18 protein-coding genes are annotated in these 25662 nt (G+C 72.9%); 7 read left to right on the top strand and 11 right to left on the bottom strand.

Features of this window, described 5'->3' with window-relative positions; all coding sequences use genetic code 11:
- The first annotated feature begins 123 nt into the window (after nt 1–123).
- Both IEZ08_RS16725 and ccrA read left to right on the top strand, forming a co-directional pair.
- Nucleotides 124–6582, top strand: coding sequence for a type I polyketide synthase (locus IEZ08_RS16725; RefSeq protein ID WP_189242452.1), 6459 nt, complete (start codon nt 124–126; stop codon nt 6580–6582).
- Nucleotides 6579–7889: a crotonyl-CoA carboxylase/reductase gene (gene ccrA / locus IEZ08_RS16720; protein ID WP_068927596.1), complete on the top strand. Its 1311-nt coding sequence runs from the start codon at nt 6579–6581 to the stop codon at nt 7887–7889. The genes IEZ08_RS16725 and ccrA overlap by 4 nt, the downstream gene beginning before the upstream one ends.
- Here ccrA and IEZ08_RS16715 read toward each other — a convergent pair.
- The 4 genes from IEZ08_RS16715 to IEZ08_RS16700 all read right to left on the bottom strand — a co-directional run bounded on the left by IEZ08_RS16715 (nt 7870) and on the right by IEZ08_RS16700 (nt 12498).
- Nucleotides 7870–9123 (bottom strand): PucR family transcriptional regulator, encoded by a 1254-nt coding sequence (locus tag IEZ08_RS16715; protein ID WP_068927594.1) that lies wholly within the window; start codon nt 9121–9123, stop codon nt 7870–7872. The two genes, ccrA and IEZ08_RS16715, sit on opposite strands and share 20 nt — an antisense overlap.
- 116 nt (nt 9124–9239) lie before the next feature.
- Complete coding sequence (locus IEZ08_RS16710) at nt 9240–9440, bottom strand: EF-hand domain-containing protein (RefSeq protein ID WP_068927592.1); 201 nt, start codon at nt 9438–9440, stop codon at nt 9240–9242.
- 188 nt (nt 9441–9628) lie between these two features.
- Nucleotides 9629–11941 (bottom strand): protein translocase subunit SecD, encoded by a 2313-nt coding sequence (secD, locus tag IEZ08_RS16705; protein ID WP_189242451.1) that lies wholly within the window; start codon nt 11939–11941, stop codon nt 9629–9631.
- A 188-nt stretch (nt 11942–12129) separates the two neighbouring features.
- On the bottom strand, nt 12130–12498 hold the full coding sequence (locus tag IEZ08_RS16700) for a hypothetical protein (protein ID WP_068927590.1): 369 nt from the start codon (nt 12496–12498) through the stop codon (nt 12130–12132).
- A gap of 138 nt (nt 12499–12636) precedes the next feature.
- On the opposite strand from IEZ08_RS16700, the gene IEZ08_RS16695 reads away from it, so the two are divergent.
- The 3 genes from IEZ08_RS16695 (at nt 12637) to IEZ08_RS16685 (ending at nt 15523) form a co-directional block, all read left to right on the top strand.
- Entirely contained in the window at nt 12637–14295 is a 1659-nt protein-coding gene (locus IEZ08_RS16695) for an alpha-amylase family protein (protein WP_068927588.1), read from the top strand.
- Nucleotides 14296–14375: 80 nt separating this feature from the next.
- Nucleotides 14376–14882 carry an SRPBCC domain-containing protein gene (locus IEZ08_RS16690; RefSeq protein ID WP_068927586.1) on the top strand — a complete coding sequence of 169 codons (507 nt, stop codon included), beginning with the start codon at nt 14376–14378 and terminating at the stop codon, nt 14880–14882.
- Complete coding sequence (locus IEZ08_RS16685) at nt 14882–15523, top strand: TetR/AcrR family transcriptional regulator (RefSeq protein ID WP_189242450.1); 642 nt, start codon at nt 14882–14884, stop codon at nt 15521–15523. The genes IEZ08_RS16690 and IEZ08_RS16685 overlap by 1 nt, the downstream gene beginning before the upstream one ends.
- A gap of 217 nt (nt 15524–15740) precedes the next feature.
- Here the strand turns inward: IEZ08_RS16685 and IEZ08_RS16680 are convergent, their stop codons facing one another.
- The 6 genes from IEZ08_RS16680 to IEZ08_RS16655 form a co-directional block, all read right to left on the bottom strand.
- Nucleotides 15741–16481, bottom strand: a complete 741-nt coding sequence (locus tag IEZ08_RS16680) for a cytochrome d ubiquinol oxidase subunit II (protein WP_189242449.1) — start codon at nt 16479–16481, stop codon at nt 15741–15743.
- A gap of 79 nt (nt 16482–16560) precedes the next feature.
- Nucleotides 16561–17838, bottom strand: coding sequence for a cytochrome ubiquinol oxidase subunit I (locus IEZ08_RS16675; RefSeq protein WP_189242448.1), 1278 nt, complete (start codon nt 17836–17838; stop codon nt 16561–16563).
- A 90-nt stretch (nt 17839–17928) separates the two neighbouring features.
- Nucleotides 17929–18615 (bottom strand): response regulator, encoded by a 687-nt coding sequence (locus IEZ08_RS16670; protein WP_068927577.1) that lies wholly within the window; start codon nt 18613–18615, stop codon nt 17929–17931.
- Entirely contained in the window at nt 18612–19850 is a 1239-nt protein-coding gene (locus IEZ08_RS16665) for a sensor histidine kinase (RefSeq protein ID WP_189242447.1), read from the bottom strand. Before IEZ08_RS16665 ends, IEZ08_RS16670 begins: the two co-directional genes overlap by 4 nt.
- Nucleotides 19851–19886: 36 nt before the next feature.
- On the bottom strand, nt 19887–21752 hold the full coding sequence (locus IEZ08_RS16660) for a CASTOR/POLLUX-related putative ion channel (RefSeq protein WP_189242446.1): 1866 nt from the start codon (nt 21750–21752) through the stop codon (nt 19887–19889).
- Between the two features lie 162 nt (nt 21753–21914).
- On the bottom strand, nt 21915–23051 hold the full coding sequence (locus IEZ08_RS16655) for a dipeptide epimerase (protein ID WP_176728625.1): 1137 nt from the start codon (nt 23049–23051) through the stop codon (nt 21915–21917).
- Nucleotides 23052–23166: 115 nt separating this feature from the next.
- Between IEZ08_RS16655 and IEZ08_RS16650 the strand changes: the two genes are divergently transcribed.
- On the top strand, nt 23167–23889 hold the full coding sequence (locus IEZ08_RS16650) for a GNAT family N-acetyltransferase (RefSeq protein WP_176728624.1): 723 nt from the start codon (nt 23167–23169) through the stop codon (nt 23887–23889).
- 63 nt (nt 23890–23952) lie between these two features.
- On the opposite strand, the gene IEZ08_RS16645 is transcribed toward IEZ08_RS16650, so the two are convergent.
- On the bottom strand, nt 23953–24582 hold the full coding sequence (locus tag IEZ08_RS16645) for a C39 family peptidase (protein WP_506330642.1): 630 nt from the start codon (nt 24580–24582) through the stop codon (nt 23953–23955).
- An 82-nt stretch (nt 24583–24664) separates the two neighbouring features.
- Between IEZ08_RS16645 and IEZ08_RS16640 the strand changes: the two genes are divergently transcribed.
- A complete protein-coding gene (locus IEZ08_RS16640) occupies nt 24665–25540 on the top strand; it encodes a purine nucleoside phosphorylase YfiH/LACC1 family protein (RefSeq protein ID WP_229803205.1) in 876 nt (291 codons plus the stop codon).
- Nucleotides 25541–25662: the final 122 nt, after the last annotated feature.

Here is a 25662-nt window from a genome sequence, read left to right as displayed (position 1 = left end):
GGTGTGGCCATTATCACAATCGTGACAAAACGCCCTGGTGGATTGTGGGTTGTCTGGTCTCCCTTACACCTGGCGCTCTCGGTAGGTTGACCGATCACCTCGGCTGTTGTTGGGAGTCGCCCCGTGGAACTTCTCGGCGAAGACGAGATCCGTCGGTTCCTCGCAGACCGGATCGCCACCCGGTGCCGCATACCCCTTGCCGCCGTCGACCCGGACCGCCCCCTGGAGGAGTTCGGCCTCTCCTCGCGCGACGCGGTCGCCGTGGCCGGGGAGCTGGAGGCGCTGCTGGGCCGGGAGCTGGGACCGACCCTGGTCTGGGAGTACCCGACGATCAACCGCCTCGCCCGCGGCCTGGCCGCCCTGACGTCCGACGCGGCCCGCACACCGGGGGAGTCACCCTCCGGTACGGCCGCCGCCCCGCCGGTCGCGCGGCCCGCCGCCCACGACGAGCCGGTCGCGGTCATCGGCGTCGGCTGCCGCCTGCCCGGGCCGGTCCACGGCCCCCAGGAGTTCTGGCGGCTGCTCATGGCCGGTGGGAACGGGGTCGGGCAGGTGCCCGAGGGACGGTGGGAGGCCTTCGACGACGGTTCCCCGCGCACGGCGGAGGCGCTGGCCAGGACCACCCGCCACGGTGGCTTCCTCGCCGACGTGGCCGGGTTCGACGCCGACTTCTTCGGGATCGTCCCCGGGGAGGCCGAGACCATGGACCCGCAGCAGCGGCTGCTGCTGGAGACGGCCTGGGAGGCGCTGGAGCACGCCGGGATCGCGCCCCGCTCGCTGCGCGGCAGCCGTACCGGGGCGTTCGTCGGCATCTCCGGCAACGAGTACGCCTATCTGACCACCGCCGACGCGAGCAGGGTGGACGCCTGGACGGCGACCGGGGCGGCCTTCAGCATCGCCGCCAACCGGCTGTCCTACGTGCTCGACCTGCGCGGGCCCAGTCTGGCGGTGGACACCGCCTGCTCGTCGTCGCTGGTGGCCACCGATCTGGCGGTGCGGAGCCTGCGGGCGGGGGAGAGCGACCTGGCGCTGGCGGCCGGGGTCAACCTGCTGCTCTCCCCGGTGATCACCATGGCGTTCGACCAGGGTGGGGGGACCGCGCCCGACGGGCGGTGCAAGGCCTTCGACGCCTCGGCCGACGGGATGGTCCGGGCCGAGGGCTGCGGCGTCGTGGTGCTCAAGCGGCTGGCGGACGCGCGCCGCGACGGGGACCGGGTGCTGGCGGTCGTGCGCGCCACGGCGGTCAACCAGGACGGCCGCTCCAACGGCCTGGTCGCGCCCAACCCGGAGGCGCAGGAGGAACTCCTGCGCACCGTCTACACGGGCCTGGAGCCGCCGGACTACATCGAGGCCCACGGCACCGGGACCTTCCTCGGCGACCCCATCGAGGCCCGCGCGATCGACGCGGCCCTGCCCCCGGGACACCGGGTGCTGCTCGGCTCGGCCAAGAGCAACCTCGGCCACCTGGAGGCCGCCGCCGGGATCACCGGGCTGATCAAGACCGTGCTCGCGCTCCACCACGGGGTGATCCCGCCGAGTGCCCACTTCCGCGAGCCCAACCCGCACATCCCCTGGGAGCGGCTGGAGGTCGTCACCGCGCCGACCCCCTGGCCCCGGGCCACCCCCCGGGCGGGCGTCTCCTCCTTCGGCTTCGGCGGCACCAACGCCCACATCGTGCTGGACGGCGCCGGGCACGACGCCGGGAACAGCGCCCCGGAGGAGACCGGAGACGGCACCCGGGTCTTCCTGCTGACGGACGCGTCGGCGGAGCGGGTGCGGGCGTACGCGGGAGTGCTGGCGGACTGGGTGGCCGATGAGGGCGGCGGGGTGCCGCTGGAGGACGTCGCGCACACGCTGGCCCGGCGTGCCGGGCGGGGACGGGTCGGCGCCGCCGTGGTCGCGCGGGACGCGGACGGGCTGGTCGCCGGGCTGCGCGCCGTACAGGAGGGGAGGGCGCCCACCGGCGTGGCCGCGGCGGGCGGGCCCGGACCGGTCTGGGTGTTCTCCGGGTACGGCTCGCAGTGGGCCGGGATGGGCGCCCGGCTGTACGCCGCGGAGCCGGTCTTCGCCGCGGCGATCGACGAGCTGGACCCGCTGTTCCGGGAGGAGGCGGACATCCCGCTCCGGGAGATCGTCACCGAGGGCCGCGAGGCCGCGGGCGTGGCCACGGCGCAACCGGTGATCTTCGCGGTGCAGGTGGCACTGGCCCGGCTCTGGACGGCCTGCGGGGTACGGCCCGCCGCCGTGATCGGGCACTCCATGGGCGAGGTCGCGGCGGCCGTGGTCGCGGGCGGGATCGGCCTGGCGGACGCGGTCCGGGTGATCTGCCGCCGGGCCCGGCTGCTCGGCACGCTGGGCGGCGGCGGCGCCATGGCCGTGCTGGAGGTGAGCGCCGAGGAGGTCCCCGGCGACCTGCACGTGGCGGTCTACGCCTCGCCGCGGCAGTGCGTCGTCACCGGCGACCCGGACCGGGTCGCGGCCTTCGCCGCCGAGGTGGAGGCGCGAGGGCTGCTCTCCCGGCTGCTGACCGCCGAGGGCGCCGGGCACTCGCCGCAGGTCAAGCCACTGCTGCCGAAGCTCCGCGAGGAGCTCGACGGCATCGCCGGCGGCAAACCCGAGATCCCGTTCTACTCGACCGTGTTCGACGACCCCCGTGAGATCCCCACCTTCGAGCCCGCGTACTGGGCCGCCGGGGTCCGCCGCCCGGTCCGGCTGCTGACCGCCCTGCGGGCCGCCGCCGAGGACGGGCACACCGTCTTCACCGAGATCAGCCCGCATCCCGTGCTGGCCGCGCCGCTGCGCGACACGCTCCCCCGGGGCACGGTCATCACCCACTCCCTGCGCCGGGGCCACGACGAGGAGTTCCCGGCCCAGCTGGCCACGGTCGCCGTCGCGCTGCCCTCCCCGGACCTCGCCCCGCGCGGTTCGGTCACCGACCTGCCGCCGTCCCCGTGGCGGCACGAGCGCCACTGGGCCTCCGCCTCCCGGCGCCCCGCCCTGCCCGCGGGAGCCCACCCGCTGCTCGGCGTGCACGCCGAGAGCCCGGCCGGGCACGTGTGGACCACGACCATCGACGATCTCTCGGACGCCCCCTGGCGGCTGGAGGCCGCGAGCCGGCTCCTGCACGGCCTGCCGGTCCTGCCGCTCGCCGCGGTGGCCGCGCTCGCGCAGGCGGCGGCGGCCGAGGTGTACGGCGGGGCGGAGCTGACCGACGTCGTCCTGGACGCGCTGCTCCCGCTGCCCGCCACGGTCACCGTCACCCTCACCCCGTCCGGCGAGGTCGCGGTCGACGCGAAGAACGCCGCGGGGGCCTGGATGAGGTACGGCACCGCGACCGTCGCCGTCGACGCGGTCCCGGCGGCCACGCTCCCCGGTCCGGCGGAGCTGGCCGCGCGCCTGAACGGTCACTGCCCGGACGACCCCGCCGAGATCCCGGTCGAGATCGAGCACCTCGCCGCGGACGGCACGGCCACCGGTGTGCTGACCCGGCGCGTCGCAGCCACGGCCGTGCCGGTCCCGCTGGCGGACAAGCTGGTGGCACGGGTGTGGAAGGAGGCGCCGGGCGCCGGGAGCACCGGCGCCGGGGCCGGGGATCCCGGGAACGCGGACCCCGGTGCCGGAGGGGATTCGATTACCCGGATATCAGCGGGTCCAGGTGTTGAGCGTGAGCCGGGCGGGAATGGATCAATTCCGCGCTCGGCTCGTGGTTGGCTGATTGTGGCTGGTGAGGGGGACCTACGAGCCGAGCGCCTCATCTCCGGTCTCACCGCCGCCGGGCACGCCGCCCGGCGCTCATCCCTGCCCCGGCTCGTCCCGCCCCGCGCCGGGACGTCCCTCCTGGTCCCGGCCCAGCGTCCGGCCCCCTACGATGTTCCGCCCGGCCCCGCGGTGACCGGCCCCGTTCCGCCCGGTCCCACGGTGACCGGCTCCGTTCCGCCCGGCTCTGCGGCGACCGCTCCCGCGGCCGGGGACGCCGTCCCGGCCGGGGACGACGTCGTGGTCCTCGCCCCGGCCGGCCTGGACCCGGCCGGGGCCGAGGCGGTGATCCTCACCGTCACCGGGATCGTCCGCGACCTCGCCACGGCGGGGAACGGGGCCGGGACACGCCTGTACCTGGTCACCGAGCGGGCGCAGGCCGTACGGGACGGGGAACGGGGCGACCCCGGGGCCGCGGCCCTGCGCGGGCTGGTCCGGGTGCTGGGCTTCGAACACCCCGGCCTGCGCGCCCGCCTGGTCGACGTGGACGGCCCCGAGGCGGTCATGGCCGAGTTGCTGGGGCCGGAGGAGGCCGGTCCCGCGGAGCTCGCGGAGCTCGACGACGAAGTCGCCTGGCGGGACGGGGTACGGCACGCCGCCCGGCTCACCGTCCAGCCGCCGCCCGCCGTACGGCCCGGCAGGACGGTGGTACGGCGCGGCGGGGGATATCTGATCACCGGTGGGTACGGCGGGCTGGGACTGGTGGTGGCGCGCTGGCTGGCCGAGCGGGGCGCCGGGCGGATCGTCCTGGGCGGGCGGTCCGGGCCCTCTCCCGAGGGAGCCGCGATCATCGAGTGGCTCCGGACGTCCGGGACGGACGTCCGGGTGGTCACCGGAGACCTGGCCGCTCCGGGAGTCGCCGGGCGGCTGGTGAGCGCGGTCACCGAGGGCGGCCTGCCGTTGCGCGGGGTGGTGCACGCGGCCGGAGCGCTGGACGACCGGCTGTTCACCGAGGTCGGAGCCGAGGACCTGCACCGGGTCTGGTCCGCCAAGGTCCACGGGGGCCTGGCGCTGCACGAGGCGACGCGGGGCGCGGACCTGGACTGGTGGGTGGCCTTCTCCTCGGCCGCCGCGCTGCTCGGGTCGCCGGGACAGGCGGCCTACGCGGCGGCGAACGCCTGGCTGGACGCGCTGTGCGACCTGCGCCGGGCGGAAGGGCTCCCGGCCACGACGATCAACTGGGGGACCTGGGCCGAGGCCGGGGGCGCGAGCCGGGCGGTGCTGCCCGCGGTCTCGCCGATCACCCCCGGTGAGGGCGTCGAGGCGCTGGAGGCGCTGCTGGGCGGAGGTGTGGCGGCGGCGGGCGTGGTCCGGCTGGACGCGGAAGCGGCGGTGGCCGTCTTTCCCGGCATCGCGCGCATGCCGTACTTCGCCGAACTCCGGGAACTCGCGGGGCGTTCGGGGACGGGGGCCGGGACGGACGCGGGGACGGCGTGGGCGGGGGTCGAGGCCCTGAGCACGATGGAGGCCGGCGAGGCGCTGGCGGTGGTCACGGCCAAGATCCGGGAGCGGACGGCCGTCGTGCTGGGGTTCGAGGAGGTGTGGCTCCAGGACGACACGGTGCTGACCGAGGCGGGGCTCGACTCGCTGGCGGCGACCCGGGTGCGCGGGACGATCGAGCACGACTTCGGGGTGGGCGTCCCGGCCGCGCTGCTGCTGCAGGGGGCGACCCTCGGCGACGTGGCCGCGACCGTGGCGGCCGAGCTGGGCATCCACGCGGACGCCGCCCGGGTCCGGCCGGTGGGGCCGAGGGACGCGGCGGAGCGCCGGGTCGTCGCCGTGCTGGCGCGGGTCCTGGGGCGCGAACCCGGGGTGAACGAGGAGATCCCGGCGGATGTCCTGCCGATCGTGCTGGACGTGCTGGGCCGGGAGATCGGCCGGGAGATCGGTACGGCGACGGCCGCCGGGGGCGCCCTGACCGGGGCCCGGATCGCCGACCTGGTCCGCGCCGCCGACGAGGAGGAGGCCGCCCAGGGCGTCATCCGTCCCCTGACCGAGGCCGCCCGCGCCTACCTGGCCGGGCAGGCGCGGACACCGGGGGAGACGCCGGTGTTCCTGGGGCATCCGGCGGGCGGGACGACCGGGGTGTACGGGCCGCTGGCGGGGGCGCTGGGAACCGGCCGGGTGGTGTTCGGGCTGGAGCGGCTGGGGGAGGCGGGCCCGCCCGGGGCGGAACCGGGGGTGGTGGAGCGCGCCGCCCGGTACGTGGAGGAGATCAGGAAGGTGCAGCCGGAGGGGCCGTACCGGCTGGGGGGATGGTCGTTCGGGGGGATCCTGGCCTTCGAGATCGCCCGGCAGCTCGGAGCCGGGAACGTCGAGCTGGTCGCGATGATCGACTCCGGGCTGCCGGACGAGACCGCGCCGGCGGAGCGGGTGGAGATCACCGCCCGCCGGTACGCGGACTTCGCCGCCTATCTGCGCGAGACCTACGGCGTGGACGTCGAGCTCGGCTACGGGGAACTGGCGGCGCTGGACGAGGCGGGGCAGCTCGCCCTGGCCGAGCTCCGGATCGCCGAGTCGGGGGTGCTGGAACTGCTGGGCGAGGCGATCCTGCGTCACCAGATCACCTCGCACCAGGACACCCGGGCCCTGGAGGGCTACCGGGCGGGGACCTACGCGGGCCGGGTGGTGCTCTACCGCTCCACGGAGCCGACGCCGTGGGCGGTCCAGGACTCCCGGTACGCCCACGCCGGCGACCCCGCCAGAGGGTTCGCCCCGTACGCCCCGGGACTGGAGATCGTCACCGTCCCCGGCTCCCACCATCTCAACCTGCTCGATCCCCCGTACGTCGAAGTCATCGCCGCTCACCTAGGAGATCAGCTATGACCCTCGCCCAGGCCGTCATCGACGGTGCCGACCCCGAAGAGCTCGCCCGCCTGGAGGTTCCCTCGTCGTTCCGGGCGGCGCACACCCGCAAGGACCAGGTCGGCATGTTCGGCCGTGTCCCGCACGGCGTCGACGGGGTCGACAAGGACGTCACCACGTCCATCCACGTGGACGAGGTGCCGATGCCGGAGCTCGCGCCCGACGAGGTGCTGATCGCCGTCATGGCCAGCGCCATCAACTTCAACACCGTGTGGACGGCCATGTTCGAGCCGATCCCCACCTTCGCCTTCCTGGAGCGCTTCGGCCGTACCGACCCCCGCCACGACCAGGACTTCCACGTCCTCGGCTCGGACGCCTCCGGGGTGATCGTCCGCATGGGCGCGGGCGTGAAGCACTGGAAGATCGGCGACCGGATCGTCACCTCGCCCGCCTACGTCGACTCGCAGGATCCGGTCAGCCACGCCGACTCCATGCTCGGTTCGGACCTCCGTGCCTGGGGGTTCGAGACGAACTACGGCGGGCTGGCCGAGTTCGCCGTGGTCAAGGCCACCCAGCTGCTGCCCAAACCCAGGCACCTGAGCTGGGAGGAGGCGGCCTGCAACATGTTGTGCGCCTCCACCGCCTACCGGATGCTCGTCGGCGAGCACGGCTCCCGGATGAAGCAGGGCGACGTGGTGCTGGTCTGGGGCGCGACCGGCGGGCTCGGCGGGTACGGCGTGCAGCTGGTGAAGAACGGCGGCGGCATCCCGGTCGGCGTGGTCAGCTCCCCGGAGAAGGCCGAGCTGCTGCGCCGGATGGGTTGCGAGCACATCGTGGACCGCTCGCAGTTCGACCACCTCGACGACGAGAAGGCCTGGCGCAGGTTCGGCGCGGAGATCCGCCGTCAGGTGGGCGAGGACCCGAACATCGTCTTCGAGCACACCGGCAAGGACACCTTCGGCGCGTCCGTCTACCTGGCCCGGCGCGGCGGCTCGGTGGTGACCTGCGGGTCCTCCAGCGGCTACGCCCACACCTACGACAACCGGCACCTGTGGATGAAGCTCAAGAGCATCATCGGCTCGCACGGGGCGAACTACCAGGAGTGCCACGAGGTCAACCGGCTGCTCTCGCTGGGCATGCTGCAGCCGACCCTGTCGACGGTCTACCCGCTGGACCGCACCGGCGAGGCGACCCGCGCCGTCCAGCGCAACGAACACGTCGGCAAGGTCGGCGTGTTGTGCCTGGCCCCCGCGGAGGACCTCGGGATCGAGGATCCCGCCCTGCGGGAGCGCATCGGCGAGGACCGGATCAGGATGTTCCGGGGGTGACGGGACGCCGGGCGCGCAGGACGATCTCCAGCTCGAACCGGATGTCGGGGTCGGCGAGCTGGTCGCCGTAGAGCTCCTCCAGCTGGCGCAGCCGGTAGCGGACCGTCTGCGGGTGCACGTGGAGCCGGGCGGCGACCTCGCCGGCGCCCCGGCCGTGCCGCAGCCACGCCAGCAGCGTCTCGGCCAGCCGGTCCTGCTGGCTGGGACGCAGGTGGGCCAGGGGCGCGAGCCGTACCTCCGCCAGGGCGTTGACCAGTTCCTCGTCCTTGAACACGATCAGCGTCGCCATGTTGTCGGAGCAGCGCAGCAGGCCCCGCTCCTCGTTGAGCACCCCGCGTCTGCGCAGCTCCAGCGCCTCGCGGGCCCAGCGCAGCGAGGTGGCGGCGGCGGAGAGGGGTACGGCGGGGCCGATGGCCGCCCGCCAGCCCCGCAGCCCGGCCTCCAGCGTCTGGGCCTGGCCGGGGCCGTTGGGGTCGGGGACGATCAGGCAGGGATGGGGCCGGTCGATGCCGGAGAGCACGTCCGGCGGGAGCGACGGCGGGCGGTAGCCGCCGGAGTGGTCCTCCAGCGCGACCCCGGCGACGGTCTTGGGCAGCCGCCACCCGGCGGCCTTGGCCAGGTCGGCGATGGCGTCGGGGGAGGCGGGAGGCTGGCTGAGCAGGAGGTCCATCAGACGGTGGCGGCGGCGCTCGATCTCTCCGGCGGCGTGCGCCCGGGCCTCGTCGAAGCCCTCGGCGGCGGCGTCGGCGAGCTGGTCGAGGTAGACGAAGATGGCCTCGCCCAGGTCGTAGAGGTGCTGGGGGGTGAGCCCGAGCGCCTCGGACTGCTCGGTCAGGCGCCGCCAGGCCACCCGCGCGCCGAGCCGCAGCGCGGTCTGGAGCGGTTCGAGGTTGCGGCCCTCGTTGGCCTCGCCCCGCCCGATCGTACGGAAGACGTCGAGCTCCCAGGGCCGGTTCGGATTCTCTATCCGGTCGACGAACTGGCGTAACGCCTCGTCCACGGCGAGCCGGATGACCTTGATGTAGACGGAGTCGGCGGGACGGGCGTACTCGGGGATGCGGAGCGTGATCTCATCGATCACCTGGTCGGCGACCGCGGCCAGGCCAGGCCGGAGCAGCCGGGCTGTGTCTGTCGGCGTGGAGCTCCACAGGCGCTGGTCGGAGAAATCCCGGGACTTTCCCCTGCGGCCGTTGAATCCCGCGGCCGCCACCCGTGTGTGTTCCTTCGTCGGCATAGACCCTCCCGTCGGAGCGCGTCCTGTTCTGACGTGTTGACACCTGAGTTAGTAAGCAAACGCTTGTTCTTGTCTCAAAGGCAACACCTCGCGCGTGCGACGGGAGGGATTGAGACCTATCCGAGATAAGCGGCGAACTCCTCGAGGGAGATGCGGCCGTCGCCGTCCTTGTCCATCCGGGCGATCGCCGCGGTGGCCGCCTCGGGGGTGATGGGCTGGCCGAGCACCTCCATCAGCCGCGTCAGCTCCGGAGCCGAGATCAGGCCGTCGCCGTCGACATCGACGATCTTGAAGGTCAGCGCGTAGTCGTTCGCCATGGCTGGGTCCGCCTTCCTGATGCGGAGGGGTCGAAAGCGGAGCACACCGGGGGTGCGCCCGGCGGATCACCTGCCGCGGACGTCGCGGCGGGGGATCCGCGGGACACACCCTAGTGGGAGATCATCACAGTATCTCCGTGAGACGTGCCGACATATAGGCATATGGCGGCACGTCTTGGGAGCGCAGGTCAGACCACGGCTCCGGAGCCCTCGCGGGGACGCGCGACGCGCTTCTGCTTGGGCTGCGGCGGCGGGGCGGCGTTGTGCTTCTCGAACACGATCGCCAGCGGCGCCGCGACGAACGCCGAGGAGAGCGTGCCGACGATGATGCCGAGCAGCAGCGCCACCGCGAAGTCGGTCAGCGAGGCGCCGCCCAGCACCGCCAGCGCCGCGAGGATGAACAGCGCGCCCAGACCGGTGTTGACCGTGCGGGGCACCGTCTGCAGGACCGCGGTGCCGGCCACCGAGGCGAACGGCTCCTTGCGCCGGGCCCCCCACAGCTCGCGGACCCGGTCGAAGACCACGACCTTGTCGTTGACCGAGTACCCGATCACGGTGAGCATCGCGGCCAGGAACACCCCGTCGATCGGCTTGCCCAGCCACGCGAACGCGCCGACCACGATCGACGCGTCGGCCGCCAGGGTCACCACGGTCGCCAGCCCGAACGTCCAGCGGAAGCGGAACGCCAGGTAGGCCAGCTGCGCGGCGAGCGCGACGGCCAGCGCGATCAGGGCGTTGCGCCGCAACTCGTCACCGAGGCTGGGACCGATGAGCTCGTCACGGATCTTGTCGGCCTCCCCTGCCCCGCGCTCCAGCGCCGTCTCGATCCGCGCCACCTCGGCGTTGCCGATCTGACCGGTCCGTACGGAGATGACCGAGCCCTCGGGACCGCCGGGCCCCGAGGTCTGCACCACGGCGCTGGGGAACCCGGCCCCACTGACCAGCTCCCGGGCCGCGTCCGCGGTGATCGGCCGGCTCGTCGAGTACTCGACGATCCGCCCGCCGGTGAACTCCACCCCGAAGTTCAGCCCGCGCAGCGCGACCCCGGCCATGGCCGTGACCACCAGCACGCCGGTGATCACGAAGTAGAGGCCGCGGCGGCGCATCACGTCGGGGTCGCGCTCGGTGAGCCACCGGCGGACCCGCCCGATGTCGGACAGTCCGGTGACCCGCGGCCGGGCCGCCACCCCCTGCCGGCTCACCGCCCACTGGGCCAGGACCCGGGTGATGACCATGGCGGTGACCAGCGAGGCGATCACACCGATGGACAGCGTCACGCCGAAGCCGCGCACCGGGCCGGAGGCCAGGAAGAACAACAACCCGGCGGCGAGCAGCGTGGTGATGTTGGAGTCGGCCACCGCGCTCCAGGCGTTGCGGAAGCCCTTCTCCAGCGCCGGGCGGAGCTTCGTCCCCGGAGCGCCCCCGGAGGACTGCTCGGCGGCGTACTCCTCCCGGGCCCGCTCGAAGACCAGCACGTTGGCGTCCACCGCCATGCCGATCGCGAGCACGAAGCCGGCGAGACCCGGCAGCGTGAGCGTGGCGCCCAGGGCGACCAGCGCCGCGTACGAGATCAGCGCGTAGCAGGCCAGGGCGAAGGCGGCGATGAACCCCACCAGCCGGTAGACGGCGATGATGAACAGCGCGGTCAGCACGATGCCGATGACGGCGGCCTGGGCGCTGGCGGCGATGGCGGCGGCGCCCAGGGTCGGGCCGACGGTCCGCTGCTCGATGATCTCGACGGGAACCGGCAGCGCGCCGCCCTTGATGAGCGCCGCCAGGTCCTCGGCCGTCTCCATGGTGAAGGAGCCGGTGATCTGGGTGGAACTGCCCGGCAGGCCGACGTTGCAGGCCACACCCTCGTTGACCTGCGGGGAGGTGATGACCTTGTCGTCGAGCACGATCGCGACCCGGCGCTTGGGGTCGCCCGGCTGGTTGCAGGCCGCCTCGCCGGTCAGCTTCGCCCACTCCTGGCGGCCCTGGTCGCGGAAGTCGACGGTGACGAACCAGCCTCCGGCGGAGGCGGGGTCGATCCCGGCCTCGGCGCCGCTGACGCCGTCGCCGGTGAGCCGGGCCGGGCCGATGAGGAGCAGGTTGCCGTCCTCGTCGGCGATGACCCGCTCACCCTGCCCCGGCGTGGTGTTCTGGTCGGCCGGGGAGATGACCGGGTGGAAGGTCAGCTGGGCGGTCTTGCCGATGACCTCGGCCGCCTTGGTCGGGTCGAGGACGCCGGGCAGCTCCACGATGATCCGCCGCTCTCCCGAGCGGGACAGCGGCGCGTCCGCCACGCCCAGCCCGTCGGCCCGGCGGCGGAGCACCTCCAGGGCGCGGTCGGTGGTCTCGGCGTCGGCCTTGACGGTGGGGGAGTCCCTGGTCTCCAGCACGATCTGGGTACCGCCGCGCAGGTCGAGACCGAGGCGCGGGGTCATGGTCAACGCGATGTAGAGAGATGTCGCGATCACGGCGAACGCCGCTATCGCGCGTACCACGGGGGCACGTGTCATGAAAGCCTCCACAGGCTTGGAGTCCTCCGGGCACAGCACGCGGGCCGATCACTCCGGAGCGGGAGATGTCCTCTGGGTACGGCGGTGCGCCCGGAGCGGGCAGGCCGTACGCGGGATGGAAGGGCCGTGCACTGCGACGGAAGATGCCGTGTGCACGGTGAGACGCCCGGAACGCGGTCCGGGGAGCCTCAGGCGCCCGTGGAGGAGGGAGGTGCGCGGCCCGGCCTGACCAGCAGGGCCGCCAGAGGACGGGGGTCGTCACGCCGGGCGGGACCGGTGCCGAGGCCGGGAGAGATCGACAGGTGGCGGGCGTCCGGAGGGACGGCCGCCACGGGATGCCCGCCCCCGGAGCCGTTCCCGGGGGCGGGGGCGAGGACGTGGTGCCGCTCACCGGCGGGGAGCTGGCGGGAGAACGGGTGCTGGTCGCCGGGCGGCTTGGTGAGGGCCGGGGCGTGCAGGAAGGCGGAGGCGGTGGCCGCGCCCGCCCCGCCGGAGACCAGCAGGGGGAAGAGCAGGGCGAGCAGCCAGCCGAAGGGCGCGCGCCTCAGCTGCCGCATGATGCCCTCCGGTGGGTCACGAGTCATCCCACCTTAACCGGCGGACGGCAGGACGGTATGCGTCCTTGTCCCGGGAGCGGTTCCCGCAGTCAGTGAAGCGGTCCTCATAAAAGGTTCACGACGGGGTAGGGCGGGCCCATGCGACTGACCTACACCGCGGACCTGTGGTGGAAGAACGCCGTGGTCTACTGCCTGGACGTCGAGACGTACAAGGACGGCAACGGCGACGGCATCGGCGACTTCCGGGGGCTGACCCAGCAGGTCGACCACCTGGACAGGCTCGGGGTGACGTGCATCTGGCTGATGCCGTTCTTCCCCACCCCCGACCGCGACGACGGTTACGACATCACCGACTTCTACTCCGTGGACCCCCGGCTGGGCACCCTGGGCGACTTCGTGGAGTTCATGCGGACCGCCAGGGACCGGGGCATCCGGGTCATCGCGGACCTGGTGGTCAACCACACCTCCGACGAGCACCCCTGGTTCAAGGAGGCCCGCTCCAGCCGGGACTCGCCCAAGCGCGACTGGTACGTCTGGCAGGACGAGCCGGATCCGGTCGATCCCAAGGACCTGGTCTTCCCCGACAAGGAGGACAGCGTCTGGGAGCTCGACGAGGGGACCGGGCAGTACTACCTGCACCGGTTCTACCGGTTCCAGCCGGACCTGAACACGGCCAATCCCGAGGTCCGCGACGAGATCGCGCGCATCCTCGGCTTCTGGATGGAGCTGGGCCTGTCCGGCTTCCGGGTGGACGCGGTGCCGTTCCTGCTGGAGGGCGTGGGCGGGGACCCGCACGAGTTCCTCGCCGACCTGCGGGCCTTCCTCAACCGGCGCGACGGCAGCGCGATCCTGCTGGGCGAGGTCAACCTGCCCTACCCGGACCTGATGCACTACTTCGGCAACGGCAACGGTGACCAGATCACCATGTGCTTCGACTTCATCGGCATGCAGCGCTTCCACCTGTCGATGGCCAGGCAGAATCCCAAGGCGCTCGCCGACGTCCTGCGCGAGCGGCCCCGGCCGCCGAAGGACTCCCAGTGGGCGACCTTCATCCGCAACCACGACGAGCTGACCCTGGACAAGCTGACCGACTCCGAGCGCCAGGAGGTCTTCGACGCCTTCGGCCCGGACAAGGACATGCAGCTGTTCGGGCGCGGCCTGCGCCGCCGGCTGCCGCCGATGCTCGGCGGCGACCTGCGCCGGCTCAAGCTCGCCTACAGCGTGATGTTCTCGCTGCCGGGCACCCCGGTGCTCTTCTACGGGGAGGAGATCGGCCTGGGCGAGAACCTCGACGGCGAGGGCCGGATGGCGGTGCGGGTGCCGATGCAGTGGTCTCCGGACGGCGGCTTCTCGGAGAACCCCAAGGTCTCCGTGCCCAGCCCGGACAACGAGTACGGCCCGCGCCAGGTGAACGTGGACCAGCAGCGCCGCGACCCGGACTCGTTGCTGCGGTGGGTGACGATGCTGATCGAGCGCTACCGCGAGTCGCCGGAGCTGGCCTGGGGCGAGTACGAGGTCCTGGACGCGGGCGACGAGGCGGTGCTGGCCCACCGGGCCGACGCCGAGGGCGGCACCGTGCTCGCCGTGCACAACTTCGCCGACCGGGACGCGGAGGTGGAGCTCTTCCTGTGCGGGATCGACGACTCGAAGATCCTGGTGGACCTGCTCGTGGACGGCACGCTGGACATCCCGGCCGACGGGCGCGTGCGCTTCACCCTGGGCCCGTACGGCTGCCGCTGGTTCCGGGTCGCCGAGCCGGACCAGCTCCCGGAGGACGCCTCGGCCAAGGGGTCCTGACGGGTCTCTCCACCCTCTTGCGGAAGCTAACGCTGTTAGCCTACTGTTGTGGCTAACAGCGTTAGCCCCTGGAGGACGTCATGTTCGTGTGGTTCCTGGCCCCCGTCGCCGTTCTGCTCATCGTGCCCGCCGCCGCCTACCTGTGGACCCGGATCAATCCGCGCAGGATCCGCACCGATATCGAGATCGACGCCTCTCCGGAGCAGGTGTGGCGGGTGCTGACCGACTTCGCCGCCTACCCGCAGTGGAACCCGTTCATCGTCAGCGCCCAGGGCGAGCCGCGCGCCGGTGCGACGCTCACCAACAGGCTGGCCGGCAACGGGGGCGAGATGACCTTCACGCCGACGGTCCTGGCCGCCACCCCCGGGCGGGAGCTGCGCTGGATCGGCCGGTTCGTGATGCCCGGCGTCGTGGACGGCGAGCACTACTTCCTCATCGAGGACCTCGGTGGCGGCCGGAGCCGGCTGGTCCAGGGCGAGACGTTCACCGGCGCGCTGGTGCCGTTCGTCGGGAAGACGCTGGACGTGGCCGACGGCTTCGCCGCGATGAACGCGGCGCTGAAGGCTCGCGCTGAGAAAATGGCCTGATGAGCGATCAGCCGGAACTCAGTCCCCTCACGCCCCGCGCGGCGGAGATCGTCGCGGCCGCGCGGGCGCTGCTGGAGGAGGAGGGCCCCGACGGCCTCACCATGCGGGCGCTGGCCGACCGGCTCGGCATCCGGGCGCCCTCGCTCTACAAGCACTTCCCCGACAAGGCGGCGGTCGAGGCCGCCCTGATCGAGCAGGAGCTGGCCGAGATGGGGAACCTGCTCCACGCCGCGCTCGACGAGGCCGCGGCGGGCGCCGGGGCGGGGAGCGGGGACATCGGGCGGGAGGATGCGGGGAGCGGGGACGCCGGGCGGGAGGGCGCGGGCGGCGGGGGCGCGATCGGGGCCGTGCTCCGGGCCTACCGGGCCGCCTCGCTCGCCCGCCCCAACCTCTACCGCCTGATGACCGCGGGATCGTTGCCCCGCGAGCGCCTCGCCCCCGGGCTGGAGGAGTGGTCGGGCACCCCGTTCTTCCTCGCCGCCGGCGAGCCGTACCTCGCCCAGGCCCTGTGGTCCTTCGCCCACGGCATGGTGATCCTGGAGCTCGACGGCCGCTATCCCGAGGGCTCCGACCTGGAGCGGACGTGGACCGAGGGCGTCCGCGCCTTCGTCTGCGCGAGGACGCCGCGGCCTGCGGCCTGACCGGACGCGGTCAGTCCTCCTCGGCGCGCCCGGGGAGGCCGTTGTTCCGCCGGAGGGCGGATTCCGGGCTTTTCCTCAAGCCCTTATGCTACGGGTCGATGTCTTTGTTGTCGTAGCACGCTCTAGAGGAAGAAGTTCACCATGTACAAGGAGTTCGCGATCGAGGCCGTGGTGTGGCTGATCCCCGTCGCCGTGCTTCTCGGTCTGGCATTCATGATCACCCAGCCGGCCTGATCCGGCCCAGGCTCCACCAGAGCCACACCTGCGTTCCCACCAGCAGGGGGACGAGCACCGTCGCCGTGGGAGTGAGCAGGGCGAGCGTCGCCGGGTCGGCCAGGTTCTCCGCCAGCGGCAGGCGGGAGCCGGCCAGCAGGCAGACCAGGACCGTCCCGCCCGTCGTCAGGGCGTAGACCGTACGCTCGCCCGAGGCCCCGAAGGGCCGCCGGGCCCGCTCCCTCGGCCGGTCGCGCAGCCGGAGCCCGGCCAGCGCCAGCCCGTGCGCGCAGAACAGCACGGCCACCGCCGCGATCACCGGGACGGCGACCGGCGGGGCCGCCTCCACGGTCTGCGCGAGCAGGGTTCCCCAGCTCAGCGCCACCGTCCAGCTCCCGGCGACCACGGCCGTGTCGCAACCGGCCCGCCATCCGGCCCGGTCCACCCGCCCCCGCAGCCAGATCCCGGCGTCCCGGGTCACCCAGCCGAGCAGCAGCGCGGTGAAGACCGCGTAGTGCTCGCTGAGCAGTTCGCCCTCCAGGACGGGGAAGGCCCCGGCGAGGACCCCGAGCGCGGTGACCAGCCAGACCTCGTTCGCGAGGAAGAACGGGGTGATCGCGGCGAGCACCCGGCCGCGCTCGGCCGGTGAGCGCCCGAGATGGGGCAGGAGCATGCCGATCCCGAAATCGGCGCCCGCGAGGACGAAGTAGCCGATGGCGAAGAACGCCAGAAGTGCGATTTCCATGAGGGGGCGATCCTTGGTCCTTGTCCTTGGTCCGTGAGTCGTGCGGTCGTGCCGGCGGCGTCACGCCGGAAGCGCCGCGTCAGAAGGCGGCGGCCACCGGTACCGGGCCGGCCGGGGCGTCCGAGGGTTCGTCCAGGAGACTCGGGGCGGTGACGGGACCGCGGCGGGCGTTGCGGGCGAGCATCCAGACGTTGACCGCGACCAGCAGGGCGAACAGGACCGCGAAGGCCGTCAGCGAGAACCGGAGCACGCCGGGTGACAGGTCGCTGAGCGCCTCCTCCGTGGTCAGCAGGCCGTACACCGCCCAGGGCTGGCGGCCGACCTCCCGGAAGACCCAGCCGCCGAGCACGGCGGCGAACGGCAGCGGGATCGCGGCGATCAGGACGACGTGCCAGGAGCGCATCCCCAGCACCGCGCGGCGGGACAGCGCCAGCAGCGCGCTCGGCACCGCGACGACCAGCATCACCACGAAGGCGATGAACATGAGGATCGCTCCGGCCTGCACCAGGCCCATGGGCGGGAGGTGGTCCGCGAGCCCGGCCGCTGAGCCGTGCGCGGTGACCGCCTCCGCCTGGAGCCGGGCGACCTCCGCCGCGTCACCCTCGAAGAGGGCCTCCTTCGTCGGCTGCACGAACGCGAAGCCGGCACCGCCGAACGCGGCGACGGCCAGCAGCGCGGGCAGGCCGGTGAACACGCCGATCCGCAGCGAGCGGCGGAAGAACTCCCGCTCGGCGGTCCGCCTGCGCAGGTGGTAGGCGCTCACCCCCGTCACGAAGAACGCCCCCACGACCAGGGAGGCGGACAGGACGTGCCCGAACGCGGTGAGCGCCGTCGGGTTGCCCAGCACCGCCGCCGCGTCGGTGAGCCGGAGCACGCCGCCGGAGACCTCGGCGCCGACCGGGTTCTGCATGAAGCCGTTGGCGACGAGCACCCAGTACGCCGAGGCGTAGGCGGTGAGCGTGACCACCCAGAACACGCCCAGGTGGGCCCAGCGGTTCAACCGGTCCCACCCGAAGATCCACAGGCCGAGGAAGGTCGACTCGACGAAGAACGCCACGAGCGTCTCCATCGCCAGGGACCCGCCGAGCACGTTGCCCGCGAAATGCGTCAGCCCGCTCCACGCCATGCCCAGCTGGAACTCCATGACCAGCCCGGTGACGATGCCCATCGCGTAGTTGATCACATAGAGCCGCCCCCAGAACCGGGTCATCCGCTCGTGGACGGCGGAACGGGTCAGCGTGGCCCGCGTCTGCATGATCGCGATCAGTGTGGCCAGGCCGAGCGTGAGGGCGACGAACAGGAAGTGCGCCCCCGCGGTGAGGGCGAACTGCAGGCGGGCGAGGTCGAGCGTGTCCATGCGGAGAGCTTCCGGGTACGGTTACCGCCGCCGCATCCGTCCCGGGAGGGCACCGCCCGTACTCCGGAAGTTGTCTCCCGGCTGACTTCCCTACGCCCCGGGGCCGCTCGCCTCGCTCATCCAGCCCGGGGTGACCATGCCCGCCTCGTAGGCCAGGACGACCAGCTGGGCCCGGTCCCGGGCGTGCAGTTTGCTCATGATCCGGCTCACGTGGGTCTTGACCGTCGCCGGGCTCAGCACGAGCCGGGCCGCGATCTCGTCGTTGGACAGGGCCGCCGCGACCAGTGTCAGCACCTCGCGCTCGCGCTCGGTCAGCCCGTTGAACTCCGGTCCCGGCGCGGGAGGCTTCACCCGCCCGGCGAACTCCGCGATCAACCGGCGGGTGATCGCGGGCGCGATCAGCGCGTCACCCCGGGCGACCACCCGGACGGCGTGGATGAGCTCGACGGGCTCGGTGTCCTTGACCAGGAACCCGCTGGCGCCGGCGCGCAGCGCGCCGTACACGTAGTCGTCGAGCGCGAAGGTCGTCAGGATGATCACCTTCGTGCCGGAGAGCCTCTCGTCGGCGGCGATGCGCCGGGTGGCCTCCAGCCCGTCCAGTTCCGGCATCCGGATGTCCATCAGGACCACGTCGGGGTGGAGCTCCCGGGCCAGCTGTACGGCCCGCAGCCCGTCGGCGGCCTCCCCGGTCACCTCGATGCCGTCCTCCCCCTCCAGGATCGACCGGAACCCGGCTCGCACCAGGGTCTGGTCGTCGGCAAGCATCACACGAATCACGAAATGTCCTTCCTTAGGGGGATGCGGGCGAGGACCCGGAAACCGCCGCCGGGACGCGGCCCCGCCTCCAGGGTCCCGCCCAGGACGGCGGCGCGCTCGCGCATGCCCGTGATCCCGAAGCCCCCCTCAGCGGGCTCAACGGGCTCAACGGGCACAGTGGGCTCCAGGGCCTCCCCCGCCCCGCCGTCGTCCGGGCGGTGACCGTCCGGGCGGTGGCGGTCCGGGTGGTAGCCGTCCGGGCCGTCGTCGTCGACGCGGACGGTCAGCTCGGCGGCGCCGTACCGGACGGACACCTCGGCGGCGGACGTGCCCGCGTGACGGGTGACGTTCGTCAGGGACTCCTGGATGATGCGCGCGGCGGCGTGGTCGATCTCGGCGGGCAGGTCGCGGGACTCGCCGAGGATCTCGACCCGTACGGCGAGCCCGCTCCGGCCGGTCAGCTCCCGGATCCTGGACAGGCTCGGCGCGGGAGCGGTGGGAGCCTCCTCATCCACCTGGCGCAGCACGCCGAGGGTGGTCCGCAGCTCGCGCAGGGTCTCCCTGCTGACCTCCTTGATGGCGGTCAGCGCAGACTCGGCCTGCTCGGGGCGGTCCCTGATCCGGTGGAGGGCGGCCCCGGCCTGCACACTGATCAGCGAGATGTTGTGACCGATCACGTCGTGGAGCTCACGCGCGATCCTCAGCCGCTCCTCGGCGGCCCGCCGCCGGGCTTCCTCCTCACGGCCGTGCTCGGCCTCCGCCACCCGGCGCTCGGCCTCCCGCAGGTAGGCGCGGCGGTTGCGGGTCACCCCGCCCATCGCGACGGTCGCGACCGTCCAGCCGCCCAGCAGGAGGAGCTGACTGACGTCCAGGTGCTGGACCGGGCTGTTCAGTTCGCCGAGCAGGACTCCCAGCAGGCTCAGGACGGTGACGGTCACGGCCGCGCCGAGGTGGTCGAGGTCGGCGGCGGTGAACAGGGCCAGGAGCAGCGCGAGGTAGAGCGTGCCGTCCAGGCGGGCCACCGGATAGTAGACGGCTCCCGCCACCGTCACGACGACCAGCATCCCGACCGGGAACCGGTGGCGGACCAGCAGGGCGGCGCAGGCAAGCAGGGGGAGCGCATAGTCCCAGACGTTGGGCGTCACGCCGGGTCTGAGGGCGGCGGTGACGACGGTGCCGCCGAGGACCCCCAGGATCACCAGCCCGGTGGCCAGGAAGCTCAGAGGGACCTTCGGGGGAAGGCGGACGGATCCCACCTCGCGTACTCTAACCACTCCGGGCGGGCGGGCGGGTCAGTGCTCGGCGAGGACGATCACGCAGTCGTCCGGGCCGAGCCGGACCAGGCGTGACTTGTCGGGGTTGAGCACCACCCCGAAGTGGGGCGCCTCGCTGACCTGGTCGGCCAGGCGGTAGCCGATCGCGGTCTCGCCGCGGCGGCGGGCCGCCTCGATCACCGTGGCGAAGCTGACCGGCGCTCCGGCACGGACGTAGCGGTTGGCCGGGCGGGGGTAGATCTCCGAGCCGCGCGAGTCGAAGAGGTGGCCGAACACCTCCGCCAGGTGCTGGTTCTCGGTGAGCTGGGCCAGCAGGAGACCGATGACCGTGTCACTGATCACGATGTCGTCGGCCCGGGTGACCTCGGCCAGGGCGCGGTTGTTCTCGTCGTGCATCTCGCTGACGATGGAGTAGCGCTCGCCGAGCGTGCTCTGCATGTCGCGGAGCTGGAGCAGGGTCATCAGCGTCCGGGTGTCGGCGTGCGCGGCGTCGTAGCGGTCGTCGGACAGCACGATCACGTGCTGGTAGACGCCCAGGCCGAGGGACTCCAGCGCGTACCGGTCGGTGGTCTCGCAGTCCTTGACGTTCACCGTGAGGTTGACCAGGCCCTCGACGCCGGTCGCGGCGTCGGGATGGTCGGAGGCGACGTCGATGACGGAGCCGGGGGCGGCGTAGCCGTCGAGGCAGCGGATGATCTGCCGACCCCGGCCGTTCCAGTTGAGCACCAGGGTCCGCTCCGGACCCGGCCTGTCGTGCTCGACCATGACGATCGCGTCCTCCTGGGCCTTCGGCATGCCGTCGGCCAGGTGGATCATCGAGTCGTCCGGGGCGATCACGATGATCTCGTCTTCGGCGGCGATCACGGTGTCCATGGGCGGGTTGAGCATGACCCGGCCCGCGCGGCGCAGGCCGATGACCGTGGCGGTCTGGTAGGCGGACAGGGCCCGGCCGTACTCCGTCCCCGCCAGGCTCGGGTCGGAGCGCAGATAGATCTCGTCGCCGGAGAAGTCGAGGAGGTCCATGCAGACCACCGAGGTGCCCGACTGGCGGGAGGACTGCACGATGAGCCGGGAGGCGGTGTCGTCGGAGTCCACCAGGTGCACGGCCGGGCCTCCGGCGAGCCGGGCGGCGGCCATGTTGCCGGTGCTCGCGATCGCGGCCACCACCGGGGGGTGGCCGCCCGCGCGCTTGTCCAGGGCGAGCAGGGTCTTGATGACGTGCGCGTCCGGGTCCTCCCCCTGTGGGGAGAGCACGACGACCGAGCCGGCCGCGTCCAGGTTCATCAGGTCCAGGTCGGCGGGTTCGACGGGACGGCCGGTCCGGCAGACCACCTTGGTCCGCCCGGTGTCGCCGACGTGCGTGCGGAGCGCGTCCTCCATCGCCACCTTGTCCAGGTCGGCGAGGATCGCGATGGTCGAGCCGCGCCGGCTCGCGTGCGCCTCGACCAGTTCCCTGACGATGGTGAAGACCTGGTCGGACCAGCCGAGGACCACGATGTGCCCGCGCTCGATGATCCGGGAGCGGCCCTTGCGGAGCTGCTCGAAGCGCTCCTTGAACCCGTTGGCGAGCACGCCGACCAGGGCGCTGACGATGAAGAGGCCGCCCAGCGACGCGACGAACATCAGCGCGACGAACGGCGCGCTCCCGGTGTCGCTGGCGACCTTTCCCGGGCTGAGCGTGCGCATCAGCGTCGCCCACACCACCCCGGTAACGCCGTGGTGCTTGTCGGCCTCGACCGGGGTCAGCCACAACACCAGCCCCGAGACCACGACGATGAGCGCCACGGAGATCACCGCGAGCCACCCGATGAGCGCGGCGGTGCCCCGCGACATGGTGTTGTCGAACCAGTACCGCGATCGCTCCCGGAACGTCGCTTTCGACACCGTTCTACCTCCCCGGCCGGCGAACTGCGATCAACGACCGAACAAAAAGTACATGTCGCTCAGGTGTTCGCACATCCGGAATGGAGCGAGAGGATTGATCTGCACTGGTAAATCGTGTGAAAAGAGATTTGTCATGATGGGTGCCCGTGGAACCTGCGAAGGTCACGCCCACGTCCGCCGCGGCCTGACGCCGAGACCGGGAGCGCGGCGCGGGAGCTGGCGGCCGCGCCGCCACAGCGGGCCGATCCACGGGTCGGCGGCGAGGAGGAGGTTCCCGTCGAGGTCGGCGGCGTCGGCCAGGGCGGTGAGGTGGGCGGCGGCGCCGATGCCCAGACCCGTTTCGAGGTGGCAGCCGAGCATCACCCGCAGGCCCAGCTCGCGGGCCCGGCGGATCATCCGCAGCGCGGGCAGGAGACCACCGCATTTGCCGATCTTGACGTTCACGCCGTGCCCCCGCTCGCGGGCGCGGGGGAGATCGCTCGCATCCCGGCACTCCTCGTCGAGGACGACGGGCAGGCGGCAGCGCGCTCTCAGCGACGGTCCGGCGGGATCCCCCGGCGCGAGCGGCTGCTCGACCATCCACACGCCGCGCTCCCGCAGCGCGGGCAGCAGATCCAGCGCCTCGTCGAGGCTCCAGGCCCCGTTGGCGTCCACACACAGACGATGAGGGCCGGCCGCGCGCACGGCCGCGAGCCGGTGCCCGTCGAGGCCGTCTCCACCGCCCAGCTTCACTTTGAGCGGGGCGTACCGGGGCATCGCCTCGGCCTGCCGGGCCATCGTGTCCGGGTCTCCGAGCGAGACCGTCCGCATGGACCTCAGACGCCCGCGCCCGAGCCGGAGCAGACGGTAGACGGGCGTCTTCGAGCGGCGGCCCGCGAGGTCGTGGAGCGCGGCGTCCAGGCCGGCCCGGGCCGGATGGGCCACGCCGTGTCCCGCCAGGCGGTCGTGGATCCGGGGCAGGTCGTACGGATCGGTCCCCAGCAGGCCTTCCGCCGCCACGGTCTCCAGACCGGTCAGGACGCGGCTGAGATCCTCGCCCAGGTACGCCGCGGGCCGGGCCTCGCCGTACCCGACGATCCCGTCGTGACCCACCCGGACGAACACCGTGGTGACGTCGTGGACGCGGGCCCGCGCGATGACGAAGGGCTCCTTGAGCCGGAGCGGGCGGACCGTCCATTCGAGCCGGATGAATTCCAGGGTGTCCAGCCTCCTTGAGAAGGACGGAGTGGGCTCCAGCTGAATGGAGCATGGTTGGATAGGACGGACGCGGCGGATTTCGGCAACCGCGGAACCGGGCATTCTGGAGTATGTTGCCATGCGCGACTCGATGGTCCGCGTTGCGGAAGAGGAAGATTTCGCTGCCATCGGCGGTCTCTATTCACAAGTGGGATTCCGGCCGGACCTCATCGACGATGTGCGTCTCGTCTGTCGTGCTCTGGGCGGCCGGGCGTTCGTCGCCGCGGATTCCACAGGGGTCGTCGGCGCCTCGGTCGGACTTCCCCTCGGCCGGACCGGCTGGCTGGGCGGCATCGCGGTCTCCCCCGCGAGGCAGGGGTGCGGCATGGGCGCCGAGCTCACCGGCCGCACGATGGACTGGCTCTCCGCCGGCGGGGCGGAGACCCTGCTGCTGCACGCCACCGAGGCCGGGCACCGGCTCTACACCAAGCTCGGTTTCTCCGACGAGGGCGTCTGCCTGCAGATGAACCCGTCCCCGGACGGCTTTCCGCCTGTCTGCGACCCGACGGACATCCGCGACGGCGTGGCCGCCGACCTGCCGGAAGTGCTCGAACTCGACCGGCTGGCCACCGGGGAGGACCGCGGCCCGCTGCTGCGCGGCCTGTGGCCGCGCGGTGCCAGGGTCGCCGGTGGGGGGAGCGGGCTCACCGGGTTCAGCCTCACCCCCCCGCACGGGCCGGCTGTCGGGGCCGTGGTGGCGCGGACGCCCGGCGGGGGGATGGCGCTGCTGGGAGAGCGGCACGGCGGCGTCGCGCTCCCCGCGGCCAACTCGGCCGTGCTCGACGCCCTGGTGAGGGCGGGCTTCACCGAGTCGGCACGGACCATGCGGATGTACCGCGGTCCGAGGCCGCCGTGGCGGCCGGAACTGCTGCACGGCCTGTTCAATCTCTTCTGGGGCTGACCCGCCGGGCGCGCGGGGCCTCCGGGGCCTCCGGGGCCTCCGAGTCCTCCGGGCAGGGGCCGCTCAGGAAGGGGCGGGGTCCAGCGCCGGATGGTCCCGCGGGGCGGCGATGATCGCCGTACCCCTCCAGTTCGCCATGAAGGCCGCGACGGGGAGGCGTAACTGCCGGCCCTCGCGCTCGGCCGGGTCGTGGTACCAGACGTGGCCGTCCCCGCGGCCGAGGAGAACGACCTGGTGGCCCCGCGCCTCCCGGGCGCCGAACGGCCGGTGGACGGAGACGATGACGGGGACCCGCAGTCCCAGCAGCCGGGTCAGGCAATCGAGCCCTTCCCGCATCATCTGCCGCTTGACCCAGTCGAGCTCGGAGTCACTGCCCTCGGCGGGCCGCCCGGCGAGGTAGGCCTGCTCCCTGCCGTCCAGCAGCCTCCAGTTGCGGCGGCAGGCGGCCAGCCCGTGGTTGTGGAGAACGGTCACCAGCTGCGAGTGGAGCCAGAGGCGCGAGGTGCTCCAGGCGCCGGCGCGGAGCGCGTGTCCCAGCACCTCCGAGATCCGGGTGGCGTGGCCCCAGTAGTTGAGGATCATGGTCAAGCAGGCGATGGCGCAACTTCTCGTCGCCCACGGCACCCCGTCGTGGGGTGGAATGTCGGGGTCGTCCGTCAAACTCCATTGGCAATGGAAAGGAACGGGCAGCACCGTGGGCCCCGCAATCGGAAGGTTCGATAAACCACTATGAGCTGACCAATGCGAATACTAATATGTGCGAGTGCGGAATGCCATGTGCCCCCGGTCAGGGGAAATTGTCGCTCTGCTGAACTGCGATGATTATTTCGATCATGGAATCGTCGCGGCGTTCGCCACCCGTTCGGGAGGTGTGAGCCGGGGGCATTTCGCGGGCGCGAATATCAGTTTCTCCGTCGGGGACGATCCGGCGGCGGTGCGGGCCAATCGTGCGGGCGTGCTCGGGGCGGCGGGGCTGACGGGTCTGCCCGTCGTGACCCTCCGGCAGGTTCACGGCGGCCGGTGCGTCCCGGTGGGGCCGGCGGGGCCGGAGGCTCCCGATCCCGGCGGGTCACGCGCCCGCTCCGGCACGCTGCTTCCCGCGGGCGACCGGCTCCCCGAGGGTGACCCGCTGCCCGTGCCGGGGCTTCCCGCGGGCGACCGGCTGTCCGCGCCGCCCCTGGCGGCGGCCGACGCCATGGTGACCCGTACGCCGGGGATCGCGCTCATGATCGGCACGGCCGACTGCCTGCCGGTCCTGCTCGCCGATCCCGTCGCACGGTGCGTCGGCGCGCTCCACGTGGGCTGGCGCGGGCTGCTCGCGGGCGTGGTGGAGGCGGGCGTGGCGGCGCTGCTGGCCATGGGGGCGGTGTCCGGCCGGACCGCGGCCTGGCTGGGGCCGTCGATCTGCTCCCGCTGCTACCCGGCCGGGCGGGAGCGGCGCCGGGCCATGGCCCGCCGCTACCCGGAGGCCGTGACGGAGGCGGGAACGTTCGACCTGCTCGCGGGGGTGACCGCGGTGCTCGCGCGGGCGGGCGTCCACCGGGTGCGAGCCGTCGGCGGGTGCACCCGCGAGGATCCGGAGCGTTGGTTCTCGCGGCGCCGCGACGGCCGGACCGGGGCGCACGCCGCGCTCGTGGCGCTGCTCCGCTGACCCCGAGGAGGGCAGGGATGTACCGGGTAGCACTGGTCCAGAACCAGTCGGAGATGGCCCACTACGGATACGCCGACGCCAGGCCGCTGATCGGTGGCCGCGGATACCGGGTGACCCTGTAC

The organism is Planobispora rosea, from assembly GCF_014648175.1.
Classification (GTDB): Bacteria; Actinomycetota; Actinomycetes; order Streptosporangiales; family Streptosporangiaceae; genus Planobispora; species Planobispora rosea.
The sequence above is the reverse complement of the archived record's forward strand: the minus strand, read 5'-3'. Positions and strand labels throughout refer to the sequence as shown.

Coding starts and splice junctions, on each gene's coding strand:
- IEZ08_RS16700 (WP_068927590.1), bottom strand. CDS start 12,498: ATGCGGCAGCTGAGGCGCGCGCCCTTCGGCTGGCTGCTCGCCCTGCTC.
- IEZ08_RS16710 (WP_068927592.1), bottom strand. CDS start 9,440: ATGGCGAACGACTACGCGCTGACCTTCAAGATCGTCGATGTCGACGGC.
- IEZ08_RS16695 (WP_068927588.1), top strand. CDS start 12,637: ATGCGACTGACCTACACCGCGGACCTGTGGTGGAAGAACGCCGTGGTC.
- IEZ08_RS16685 (WP_189242450.1), top strand. CDS start 14,882: ATGAGCGATCAGCCGGAACTCAGTCCCCTCACGCCCCGCGCGGCGGAG.
- IEZ08_RS16690 (WP_068927586.1), top strand. CDS start 14,376: ATGTTCGTGTGGTTCCTGGCCCCCGTCGCCGTTCTGCTCATCGTGCCC.
- IEZ08_RS16680 (WP_189242449.1), bottom strand. CDS start 16,481: ATGGAAATCGCACTTCTGGCGTTCTTCGCCATCGGCTACTTCGTCCTC.
- IEZ08_RS16675 (WP_189242448.1), bottom strand. CDS start 17,838: ATGGACACGCTCGACCTCGCCCGCCTGCAGTTCGCCCTCACCGCGGGG.
- ccrA (WP_068927596.1), top strand. CDS start 6,579: ATGACCCTCGCCCAGGCCGTCATCGACGGTGCCGACCCCGAAGAGCTC.
- IEZ08_RS16655 (WP_176728625.1), bottom strand. CDS start 23,051: ATGCCCGGTTCCGCGGTTGCCGAAATCCGCCGCGTCCGTCCTATCCAA.
- IEZ08_RS16640 (WP_229803205.1), top strand. CDS start 24,665: ATGTGCCCCCGGTCAGGGGAAATTGTCGCTCTGCTGAACTGCGATGAT.
- secD (WP_189242451.1), bottom strand. CDS start 11,941: ATGACACGTGCCCCCGTGGTACGCGCGATAGCGGCGTTCGCCGTGATC.
- IEZ08_RS16715 (WP_068927594.1), bottom strand. CDS start 9,123: ATGCCGACGAAGGAACACACACGGGTGGCGGCCGCGGGATTCAACGGC.